The sequence below is a fragment of the Calditrichota bacterium genome (genome assembly GCA_014359355.1).
Taxonomy (GTDB): Bacteria; Zhuqueibacterota; Zhuqueibacteria; order JANLFK01; family Oleimicrobiaceae; genus Oleimicrobium.
Genome location: JACIZP010000097.1, coordinates 1 through 10,973, shown reverse-complemented (window position 1 = coordinate 10,973; position 10,973 = coordinate 1). Strand labels below are relative to the sequence as shown.

Annotated in this window: 12 protein-coding genes; all 12 read right to left on the bottom strand. The window is 61.0% G+C overall.

Annotated elements, in window-relative coordinates; all coding sequences use genetic code 11:
• The coding region (locus tag H5U38_04035; GenBank protein ID MBC7186188.1) for a biotin/lipoyl-binding protein at window positions 1–397 on the bottom strand (397 nt) is incomplete at its 3' end.
• Between the two features lie 16 nt (window positions 398–413).
• Window positions 414–1,913: an acetyl-CoA carboxylase biotin carboxylase subunit gene (locus tag H5U38_04030; GenBank protein ID MBC7186187.1), complete on the bottom strand. Its 1,500-nt coding sequence runs from the start codon at window positions 1,911–1,913 to the stop codon at window positions 414–416.
• A gap of 4 nt (window positions 1,914–1,917) precedes the next feature.
• A complete protein-coding gene (locus H5U38_04025; protein MBC7186186.1) occupies window positions 1,918–2,724 on the bottom strand; it encodes an enoyl-CoA hydratase/isomerase family protein in 807 nt (268 codons plus the stop codon).
• Window positions 2,725–2,973: 249 nt separating this feature from the next.
• Entirely contained in the window at window positions 2,974–4,581 is a 1,608-nt protein-coding gene (locus tag H5U38_04020; protein MBC7186185.1) for a methylcrotonoyl-CoA carboxylase, read from the bottom strand.
• A gap of 193 nt (window positions 4,582–4,774) precedes the next feature.
• Complete coding sequence (locus H5U38_04015; GenBank protein ID MBC7186184.1) at window positions 4,775–5,164, bottom strand: Zn-ribbon domain-containing OB-fold protein; 390 nt, start codon at window positions 5,162–5,164, stop codon at window positions 4,775–4,777.
• Window positions 5,164–6,336, bottom strand: a complete 1,173-nt coding sequence (locus tag H5U38_04010; GenBank protein MBC7186183.1) for a thiolase domain-containing protein — start codon at window positions 6,334–6,336, stop codon at window positions 5,164–5,166. The genes H5U38_04015 and H5U38_04010 overlap by 1 nt, the downstream gene beginning before the upstream one ends.
• Window positions 6,337–6,366: 30 nt before the next feature.
• Entirely contained in the window at window positions 6,367–7,416 is a 1,050-nt protein-coding gene (locus H5U38_04005; GenBank protein ID MBC7186182.1) for a hydroxymethylglutaryl-CoA synthase, read from the bottom strand.
• 36 nt (window positions 7,417–7,452) lie between these two features.
• On the bottom strand, window positions 7,453–8,157 hold the full coding sequence (locus H5U38_04000; protein ID MBC7186181.1) for a tetratricopeptide repeat protein: 705 nt from the start codon (window positions 8,155–8,157) through the stop codon (window positions 7,453–7,455).
• 88 nt (window positions 8,158–8,245) lie between these two features.
• Window positions 8,246–8,437 carry an acetyl-CoA carboxylase biotin carboxyl carrier protein subunit gene (locus H5U38_03995; GenBank protein MBC7186180.1) on the bottom strand — a complete coding sequence of 64 codons (192 nt, stop codon included), beginning with the start codon at window positions 8,435–8,437 and terminating at the stop codon, window positions 8,246–8,248.
• Window positions 8,438–8,449: 12 nt separating this feature from the next.
• Window positions 8,450–8,752: a hypothetical protein gene (locus H5U38_03990; GenBank protein ID MBC7186179.1), complete on the bottom strand. Its 303-nt coding sequence runs from the start codon at window positions 8,750–8,752 to the stop codon at window positions 8,450–8,452.
• 38 nt (window positions 8,753–8,790) lie between these two features.
• Window positions 8,791–10,302 (bottom strand): acetyl-CoA carboxylase biotin carboxylase subunit, encoded by a 1,512-nt coding sequence (gene accC / locus H5U38_03985; GenBank protein MBC7186178.1) that lies wholly within the window; start codon window positions 10,300–10,302, stop codon window positions 8,791–8,793.
• Window positions 10,303–10,388: 86 nt separating this feature from the next.
• Window positions 10,389–10,973: methylmalonyl-CoA carboxyltransferase (locus H5U38_03980; protein MBC7186177.1), on the bottom strand; the 585-nt coding region annotated here is incomplete at its 5' end.

The following is a 10,973-nucleotide window of genomic DNA, read 5'->3' as shown; positions in this document are numbered from 1 at the left end:
GCTCCATTTTCATTGCCTCCAAGACGGCGAGCCGGTCGCCCGCGCTTACGCGCTGACCCACGTGCACGAGCAAGCGGATGAGTCTGCCGGGCATCGGTGCGCGGACTTGACCACTCTGTGACAGTAGTCGGCCTGTGGCGGCTGGGTCGGCGGGCAGGCGAGTCCCCGACTTTACCGTGAGCGCGCAGCCGCGGACGCACACCTGGTACTCCTCTCCTTGGCAGACAAGGTGCACGAGGCGTGTCTGGCCGTCTCTCACAAGCAGTCTGCTGGTAGATGTCAATTCCCGGCACGTCACATGCATGGTGTTACCTGCAATGTTGACACGGTAGGTGCTCCCCTCCTTGTGGACTGAGACGCGGTACGTGTTGCCATCGATTGCCATTTCCAGTTCCACTTTCGTGTCTCCGACCTCAGTGGCCCATGCCCAGCTCCCAGCGCCCGACCCGCTGCCATGGGGTGATTTCCTTGGGGGTGCTGGAGCGCGGGGTTCGCCTTCGCTCGAACTCGGCGATTGCCGCCACCAGCAATGCGTCCAGTTCTGCCTCCTTATCGGAGGACTCACGCAAGAGTTCATCCATGAAGCGGGGCAGGAAGCCGGTAGTCGTCTGACCGGCCACGAAGGCCGGGTGCTTCATTATGGCCCGGAGGAACGGAATCTGCGTGCGCACCCCCAGAATTGCATAGTCCTCCAAAGCCGCCACCATGCGACGCCGAGCTTGCTCGCGGTCTTGCCCCCAGGTGATGAGCTTGGCTAACAACGGGTCGTAGTGTATGCTCACCCGGCACCCTGGGTAAAGCCCCGAATCGCAACGAATCCCCGCGCCCCGTGGCTCCTGCAGTGAAACCACCGTCCCTGAGCAGGGGAGAAAATCGCGCGCAGGATCCTCGGCATAGATGCGACACTCGATGGCATGTCCGCGCTGCGCGATTTGCTCCTGTCGCAATTGCAGCGGCTCGCCGCTGGCGATCAACAACTGCTGACGGACAAGGTCAACACCGGTCACCAACTCAGTCACCGGGTGCTCCACCTGGATGCGCGCGTTCACCTCCAAGAAATAGAAAGTGCCATCCTTGCCCAGGAGGAACTCCACGGTCCCGGCATTAGTGTATGAGCAGGCTCGAACGACCTTCAACGCGGCTTCGGCCATTTGCCCCCTGAGCTCGTGATGAAGGGCAGAAGAGGGCGATTCTTCAACTATTTTCTGATATCGGCGCTGCACCGAACACTCGCGCTCGAACAAGTGCACCGCGTTGCCGTGATGATCGGCCAGCACCTGGAACTCCACATGGCGTGGTTCCTCGATGCATTTCTCAAGGTACAGGGAACCGTCGCCGAAAGCCGATTCGGCCTCGCGGATACCTGCTTCTAAGGCTGCTCTCAGCTCCCTCTTGTGGCGCACCAGGCGCATGCCTTTGCCTCCACCACCTGCGGAGGCCTTCACCAGCAGGGGATAGCCCAACGCGTCAGCTTCAGAGGCGAGGACGGAGAGATCAGTCGTCTTGAGGAGCATGCCAGGTATGGTGGGTACGCCAGCCCTGGCAACGGTAGCTCGAGCCGCGACCTTATCGCCGACGAGCGCCAGAGCTGCGGAGTGAGGGCCAACAAAGGTGATACCTTCCTCCTCACAGCGTTGCGCGAACGCTGCGCTCTCAGCAAGAAAGCCATAACCAGGGTGAATCGCGTCGGCACCAGTCTGGTGCGCCGCGGCAATGACCCCCTCGACTCGCAAGTAGCTCTGCAACGGAGGCGCCGGACCAAGGCACACTGCCTGGTCGGCGAGCTGCACATGGAGCGCCTCTGCATCCGCCTCGGAGTAGACAGCCACCGTCTCCATGCCGAGCTCCCGGCAGGCACGGATGATGCGCACCGCGATCTCTCCGCGATTGGCCACCAACACCCTGCGTAGCATTCTGTCATTGACCTCCGGAAGGGTCCCTGCGCCAATGAGGGGTCCTTTTCCCTAAGAAGGCAGCCATCCCCTCTTGTGCTTCTGCCCCTGCCCGCAAGTTCGCTAGCAGCTCGGCGGTGAACACTTTCGCCTCTTCGAGCTCTTGGTGCGCCACTTTTTCCAGGAGAACCTTGCAGGCTGCCATTGCATGTGGGCCATTGGCAAGCAGCTGCTCGACCCTGCGCTGAACCGCCGCATCGAGGTCCTCCGGTGGAACTACTTCATTGACGAGGCCAAGGGCGTGGGCGCGCTCGGCTGAGAGACGCTCTCCACTAAGGAAGAGCTCGCGGCAGCGTCCTTCACCGGTTTTCTTTAGCACATAGGGCGAAATACACGCAGGCACGAGGCCAATGCGCACCTCGCTCAGGCTAAAGACTGCGTCGCACTGCGCCACCGCCATGTCGCATGCGCACACAAATCCCATGCCGCCACCGATGGCAGGTCCGTTGATCCGAGCGATGGTCGGCTGCGGTAAACGATAGAGCAGGTGCATGCATTCTGCCACCTGGCGGGCGTCGGCCAGATTCTCCTCGACGCTGTAATGCACCGTTTCCTTCATCCAGTTGAGGTCGGCACCGGCACAGAAGGAGGCGCCATTCCCCGTGAGCACAACCACTCGCACTTTGGGAAAATCGCCAGCCAGTCCGGTGAAGGCGTCGATCAGTTCCCTCAGCATGAGAGCGTCGAAGGCGTTGCGCACCTGGGGCCTGTTCAGCGCCACGGTCACCACTGCTCCCTGTCGGCGGAGTTGAATGGTTTGGTAGTCAGTCATAGAGGTTCGTCCTGCGCCTGTTAAGCCAAGAATAGTGTCTGAGGCCAATTTCGGGCGAGCGCTGGGGGCCGCTCCGATGAGGATTCTTTCTGCACCGAGAACTGTTGCCTAAGGGTGTGGGAACCAGAATGCCCCACAGAATCTCCCGCCCGAATCGCGCAGTGAACTGTTTCTGCCTCCCGCCCATGCGAGCATCATGGGAGGTGGCCTTGAGCCGGCGCATTAGACAGGACGGCACTCGGAGCCCCTTCACATCCTGAACACGCCATAGCGTTGTTCGGGAATGGGCGCATTCAGGGACATGGCGATGCCCAGCGCCAAGGCCGTACGAGTCTCGAGCGGATCCAGGATTCCGTCGTCCCAAAGACGGGCGGTCGAATAGTAGGGGCTTGCCTGCTGCTCGTAGAGCTCCACGATGGGGCGGCGAAACTCTTCCATCTCCTGCGGGGTCATTGTCCTGCCTTCTCGCTTGAGCGCCTCGAGTTTGACCGTGAGAAGGACGTCGGCAGCCTGGTCACCTCCCATGACGCAGATGCGCCCGTTGGGCCACATCCAGAGGAGGCGGGGGTCATAACCGCGCCCGCACATCGCATAGTTGCCGGCGCCATAGGAGCCGCCGACGATGACTGTGAATTTGGGCACTTGCGCATTGGCCACCGCGTGCACCAACTTCGCGCCGTCTTTGGCAATCCCTCCGTGCTCGTACTGCTTGCCGACAATGAACCCGGTGATGTTCTGCAGGAAGACAAGGGGGATCTTCCTCATCGTGCAGAGTTCAATGAAATGTGCCCCCTTGAGGCTCGATTCGCTGAACAACACGCCATTGTTGGCAAGTATGCCCACTAAGTAGCCCATGATGCGTGCAAATCCGCACACCAAAGTGGGGCCGTACAGCTGCTTGAACTCCTGAAAGCGGCTTCCATCGACGATGCGGGCGATGACCTCGCGGATGTCGTAGGGCTTGCGAAGGTTTTTCGGAATGATGCCGTACAGCTCCTCGGGGTCGTAGTAGGGGTCTTCCGGTTCGGCAACGTCGATGGGAAAGCGGTTCGGCGGGTCCAGGCACTCGATGATATTTCGGCAGATCTGCAGGGCGTGTTCATCGTTCTCGGCGTAATGGTCCGACACGCCAGAGATGCGGCAATGCACGTCTGCCCCGCCCAACTCCTCGTCGGTAACCACCTCGCCGGTGGCGGCTTTCACCAAGGGGGGCCCCCCAATGAAGATCGTCCCTTGCTGCCGCACGATGATCGTCTCGTCGCTCATGGCCGGCACATAGGCGCCGCCGGCCGTGCATGAGCCCATCACCACGGATATCTGCGGTATGCCCATGGCGGAAAGGCGAGCCTGGTTGGAAAAGATCCGCCCAAAGTGGTCACGATCCGGGAAGGTGCCCTCCTGCAGAGGCAGGAAGATGCCCCCGGAATCGACCAGGTAGACGCAGGGCAGGCGGTTCATCATCGCCACTTCCTGCGCGCGCACGTGCTTCTTGATGGTCATGGGGAAGTAGGTGCCGCCCTTGACGGTGGCGTCGTTGGCGATGACCAGGACTTCTCGCCCGTGTACCACCCCTATCCCCGTGATGAGGCCCGCAGCAGGCGCCTGGTTGTCGTACATGTCGAAGGCGGCAAGGGGGCTGAGCTCCAGAAAGGGGGAATCGGGGTCGAAAAGCTTGGCCAGTCGCTCACGGGCCGTCAGTTTCCCCCGAGCCTTATGCTTCTGATGCGCCGAGGGAGGTCCACCTTTCTTGGCCTCGGCAAGACGCTGCCGCAACTCCTCCACAAGACGCAGCATATGCTCACGGTTTTCTTTGAACTCTACTGAAGAAGTGTCCACACGGCTTTCGATCCGGAACATTGCCTGGTGCTTTTTCCTCCCGTCAGTGCCTACCACGAACCCCTGCGGCAGCCCTATGGCGGCCAGCTCTTCGGGCGTGGCGTTCCTCCAGCAGGGGGGACACGCTGGTGTCCGAACCTTTTCCCGTCGTACCTGCGCTTGAGAAACGTTCGGCGCCCCATTCCGGGGCAGAAATGGGGCGCCTCAGGCGTGCCTACTCTGGCACCGCCTTGTGGCCGTAGCAGATGATGCCAGCGCGGCCCTCCGCGAAGATGCGCCTGAATTCAAGTCGTACGGGCATGCCGATAGTCAATTGCTCCGGTTCACAATCGACGAGTTGGGTGAGAAGTTTCGTGCCATCTGCCAAGCGCACCACTGCCAAGACATAGGGAGCCTGTTCGACAAGAGCGCTGGGGGGGACGCGCACCACGGTAAAGGTTTCCACCACCCCTCCCATGGGCAAGCAGACCGTACGAAACTCCCGGCTCTTGCACTCTGAACAGACCAGCCGAGGGGGATAGAAGGTGGAGCCGCAGTGTGTGCACTGCCCTGCCTCGAGGCGGTAACGCCGCGGTATTTCGCGCCAGTACTTTGGTACAGACATCAGAGCACCTCCAGGATGTGCACCAGCGTGCTGCCGCCGGTGCCGCCCATATTCTGCGTGAGACCGACTCGCGCACCTTCCACCTGCCGGGCGCCTGCTTCGCCACGTAACTGTTGGACAATCTCCACCACCTGCGCCACTCCCGTTGCGCCCACTGGGTGTCCTTTTGCCTTCAATCCGCCGCTGGTGTTGACGGGCAACTTGCCGCCCAAGGTGGTGACGCCAGATGCAGTCGCTTCTCCGGCTTTTCCTCTCTCCAGGAAACCCATAGATTCCAGCACGATGAGCTCAGCGATAGTAAAACAGTCGTGCAGTTCGATGAGATCGATGTCCTCGGGTTTCTTCCCGGCCATGGCAAACGCCCGCTGCGCGGCAAGTGCTGTTGCCTGGAGATAGGTCAGGTCACTGCGGCTATGCAAGGCGATCGTGTCGGTGGCATGCCCACATCCGATGACTTTGACGATGGGTTTCTTGCAGATCTTCTTGGCCGTGGGCAAGGAACAAATGACAGCCGCCGCCGCGCCGTCAGTGATGGGAGAGCAGTCCAACACCCGCAAGGGGTCAGCCACAACCATGGAATTAAGCACCTCTTCGACCGTTATCTTGTGGGGAAACTGAGCATGGGGGTTCATGGAGCCGTGGTAATGGTTCTTCACCGCCACCTGGGCAAGTTGCTCGCGCGTGGTGCCAAACTGGTGCATATGCGCCCTGGCCATCATGGCGTACAGGGCAGGAAAGGTGGCACCGTAGTAGACTTCGTATTCCTGGTCAGCTGCTGTGGCCAAGGCAGCAGTGGCCTGGTCGGTGCTCACGTCCGTCATCTTTTCCACTCCTCCCACCAGGACCACGTCACTTACGCCACTGGCCACCTCCAAGAACCCTACCTTCAGTGCCAGGCCTCCCGAGGCGCAGGCGGATTCGACCCTGGCTGCCGGGATGTGGCGCATCCCCAAGTAATCTGCAAGCAGGGCAGCAAGGTGCTCCTGTCCTACGAATAGGCCGCTGCTCATGCAGCCCACATACATGGAATCGATGCGGTCCACGCCAGCGTCGTCGATGGCCCTGAGGGCCGCCTCGACAAAAATGTCACGCAGTGACTTGTTCCACAGCTCGCCCCACTCGCTCAGCCCGACGCCAATGATAGCTACTTCGCGTGCCACGTCTGCCTCCATCGCTCAGGATTCATGCAGCCGGCCCAAGGGCTATTCCTCTGCCATAACGATTTTGCCTCTGAACTTGGCGTACGTGCCATAGTCGAGGTACTTCAGCTTCTTGCTGACAATGTCCCAGGTACGAGGTGCGGCGTCCCGTACCTCGTCGATGCGAGGGGTAACTCGCCACACGAAGGCATCGCTCCCCGCGCCGGAGCCGTAGGAGACCATGAAAATTCTTTCCCCTGCCTTGGCGCTGTCCAGAACAGCTGTCAAGCCAAGGGGTGAAGAGGCCGAGTAGGTGTTGCCAATCTTGGGACAGAGCAACCCCGGTTTGATCTGTTCCGGGGTGAAGCCGAGCATTTTCCCCACCCGCAGCGGGAACTTGCCATTTGGCTGGTGGAATACCGCGTAGGCAAAGTCCTTGGGTTCCAGTCCCGACTTGGCCAGCAGGCCGCGACCCGCTGAAACTATTGTGTGAAAGTAAGCGGGCTCGCCCGTGAAACGCCCAGCGTGTTTCGGGTAGAACTGATGCTCTCGGCGCCAGAAATCCGGGGTATCGGTCATGTAGGAATAGGTGAATTCTGCTTCTGCCACCAAATTGTCTGCGCCCATGACGAAGGCGGCTGCACCGGCCGACGCAGAGTACTCCAGGGCGTCACCAGGGGCGCCTTGCGAGGTGTCGGCACCCACCGCCAGGGCATATTCAACCGTCTGCCCAGCAACCAACCCGAGAGCAATGAACATTGCCTCACTCCCCGCCTTGCAGGCAAATTCTAAGTCGGCGCAGTGCACGTCGGGCGTAGCGTCGATCGCCTCGGCTACCACGGTGCCTGAGGGCTTCACGGCATACGGGTGCGACTCAGAACCGACGTAGACTGCCCCGATCTTCTTGGGGTCGATGCCTGCCCGCGCCAAGGCATGACGGGCTGCGCAGACTGCCATCGTGATGGTATCCTGGTCCGGAGCAGGCACCGACTTTTCTTCCAGCATTAGGCCACGACGGTACGTGGGGGCGTCAGCCCCCCAGATCTTGGCGATCTCCTCGATGCGTATCCGATAGCGCGGCACATAGGCACCGTAACCGACTATGCCTACCATGGTCTTCACCTCTGCGTTTGGTTCGCATCTTTCCCCTCACAGCAGGCGTTGCGACTGATTGGCAGCTTCCGAGAGCACCTCCACCATGTGGCGCGCACGGCGATCGTGTGGGTCCAGCGCCAGTGCCCGCTTGAAACAGGCTAAAGCCTGGTGGTCCTGGTCAAGGTGGCTATACGCCATGCCTAAGTGGTAGAAGGCAGCGGCATCCTCAGGAAAGGCTTCCGTGAGACGGCGCAACACTTGTACCGCTTCCTCGTGCCTTCCCATCGCCGCATGGATGATGGCCATGTCGTAGAGCACGATGAGAGACTCCGGGCTCTTTTCCAGACATTGGCGGTAAGCCTGCAGGGCCTCGTCCCGCCGCCCCATGTGGTAGCAGGTCAAGCCAAGCCAGTGGTAGGCAATGGCAAATTGGGGGTCAATTCTGGTCACCTCCCGAAAAGTGCGCCGCGCCTCTGCTAACTTGCCCTGCCGGTAATAGGCCATGCCCAGTTGGTGTCGCGCACTTGCACAACGTGGCACCTTTTGCAGGAGCTTCTGAAACAACTCCACCGACCTACTCAAGGACCCGGCAAAGTAGAAGCTCTGTGCGGTTCGGCAAAGCAGGTACGGATTCTCCGGAGCCTGCTGCAGAGCCGCCGCATATTCCTCGGCAGTCCAAGGATCGCAATAGTTGGGAAGAAGGCGCAAACCGGCTTCGACGTCCTCGCGAGTACAGACACGCTGCGCTTTGCCCATCATGGTATCTCCTCAATGCTACCAGCTCAGGCTGGCGTCTTGGTTGCGACACGAGGCCAATAGTCGGTCGCTCACGCCACCGCACTTGGGTCTATGCAAAAACAATCAGCAGTTGATTTTGCTCCACCGACTGCTTTTCTCTGACCTTCACTTCCCTGACCGTTCCGGCGCACGGAGCCCGGAGCTCGTTTTCCATCTTCATCGCTTCCACTACGAGCACCCCTTGGCCGGCTTCCACCGCATCGCCCTCGCGCACCCTGATTTCCAGGACCAAGCCCGGCATAGGCGCCCGCACCTACCAGGCCTGGTGGGGCCCCTCGTGCGCCTCGGTCAGTCGCACCAACGCCTCTCTTCGTGCATTCTGTGCGCGGCAGTGGTAGACGCGTCCCCCGTGTGCAACCCAGGTTCCTGCTGCATTCTGCTGAACGTCGAAGGCAAAAGAGCGGTTACCGAATAGCACGGCATACTCGGTCGAGCTTCCGAAGCGCGTCACGGTGATGGGCACGGCAGTGCCATTCACGATGGCAGTGGCACCGGGGCCTTGCAGACGGAGGTCAAGTTCGAATTCGTGTGCATCGATCTCGGCGCGGTATCGCATGGCAAGCGCGTTCCCAGTCGAATCTTCCGCAAACACGTTCAGTACTTCTCGATTGCCCGTCGGCGTCCGGCCAGCTTCCAGGCTCCCATCCGGGGTGAGGTGTTGTCGGAGGGACGCGCAGATTGTTGTCGCTGGCTGTCCAGGATGCAGGCGAGCGACGCCATCGCGGCGAGGAGCTGGCGATCGGTCGGCGCGGCTTCCATCGTCTGTTGCGCGAATTCTTCTTGGATGAAGTGGGTAGAAAGCCTGCCTTCCACGAAACGCGGATTGGCCATCAGCGCAAGGTGGAAGGGTATGGTGGTCTTCACACCCATGATGGTGTATTCGCTCAGGGCGCGTCGCATCCGAGCGATGGCCTCGGCGCGCGTCTGTCCCCACACGATGAGTTTGGCGATGAGAGGGTCGTAGTGAATAGAGATCTGATCCCCCTGGCCGATGCCGGAATCGACCCTTACTCCGGGCCCTCCCGGCTCCCGGTAGCTGCTCACCGTCCCTGTGGACGGGAGGAAATCGTTCTCGGGGTCCTCGGCGTAGATGCGGCACTCGATGGCCGCACCGCGCCAGTGCACCTCCTCCTGGCGGAAACTAAGTGGTAACCCCGCCGCCACGCGTAGCTGTTCCTTGACGAGGTCAATACCGGTCACCATTTCGGTCACCGGGTGTTCCACCTGCAACCGGGTGTTCACTTCCAGAAAGTAAAAGTTGCGCTGCGCGTCCAAGAGGAATTCCACCGTGCCCGCGTTGAGGTAACCCGCTGCCCTCGCAGCACGCACCGCTGCTTCGCCCATAGCCGCACGCAACGCCTGATCCACGATCGGGGAAGGGGATTCCTCCACTACCTTTTGGTGGCGCCGCTGAATGGAACATTCTCGTTCGCCAAGGTGACAGACGGTGCCGTGACTGTCGGCAATGACCTGAATCTCCACATGCCGTGGTTGCTCAAGGTATTTTTCTATGTAAATGCGGCCGTCACCGAAAGCGGACTGGGACTCGGAGCGGGCCGCCCTGACCGCTTCCGGCAGTTCTGCTGGGGTACGTACGATCCGCATCCCTTTGCCGCCGCCGCCGGCTGCCGCCTTGATGAGGAGCGGATACCCAACCTGCTGCGCCACCTCTGCGGCCTCGTCAGCGGAGCTGATGGTCTGCTCCACGCCGGGCACTACGGGTATGCCGGCACTGCTGGCCATGTGACGGGCGGCGATCTTGTCGCCCAACAGAGCGATTGTCTCCGGACGCGGCCCGACGAAAACCAAACCGGCGGTCTCCACCGCCCGTGCGAACGCCGCATTTTCGGCCAAAAAGCCATACCCCGGGTGGATGGCCTCAGCTTTGGCCTGCAGCGCCGCCTCGATAATCCGCTCCTGGCACAGGTAGCTCTCAGTTGCGGGCCCCCCGCCTATGGGAAAGGCATAGTCGGCGTACCGCACATGGCGTGCGGAGCGGTCCACCTCCGAGAAAACGGCCACGGTCTCGATGTCCAACTCCCGGCAAGCCCGCATGATGCGAACCGCAATCTCGCCGCGATTGGCAATCAGCACCCGCTTGAACATGCTCACTTTGCTCCCCATTCCGAACGCCCACTACCCCGAGCAAGATGGACCGTGCTCACCGTGCTATTCTCCGAGGTAGCCGCCAGTCACAAGGGGATATTGCCATGTTTTCGCCGCGGCACCGGCACCGCTTTGCTGTCCAACAGCGCCAAGGCTCTGATCAGGCGAGGTCGTGTCTCATGTGGTTCGATCACATCGTCCAGATACCCTCGCTCGGCAGCTTTGTAGGGATTGGCAAACTCCGCCCGGAACTGCGCCACCTTCTCCTCGAGAGCCCGCACTGGATCAGCAGCTTGCGCGATCTCCTTCTTGAAGATGATCTCCACTGCTCCCTGGGGCCCCATGACCGCAATTTCGGCGGTTGGCCAGGCATAGTTGACGTCCCCGCGCACATGCTTGCTGCTCATCACGTCATAGGCCCCTCCGTAGGCTTTGCGCGTAATCACCGTGAGCTTTGGCACCGTTGCCTCGCAATAGGCATAGAGGAGCTTTGCCCCGTGCCTGATGATGCCGCCGAACTCTTGGGCCGTGCCGGGCAGGAAACCGGGGACGTCCACAAAAGTGACCAGGGGAATATTGAAGCAGTCGCAGAAACGCACGAAACGCGCCCCTTTGTCCGACGCATCGATGTCCAGCACGCCAGCCAACACCGCTGGCTGATTTGCCACGAT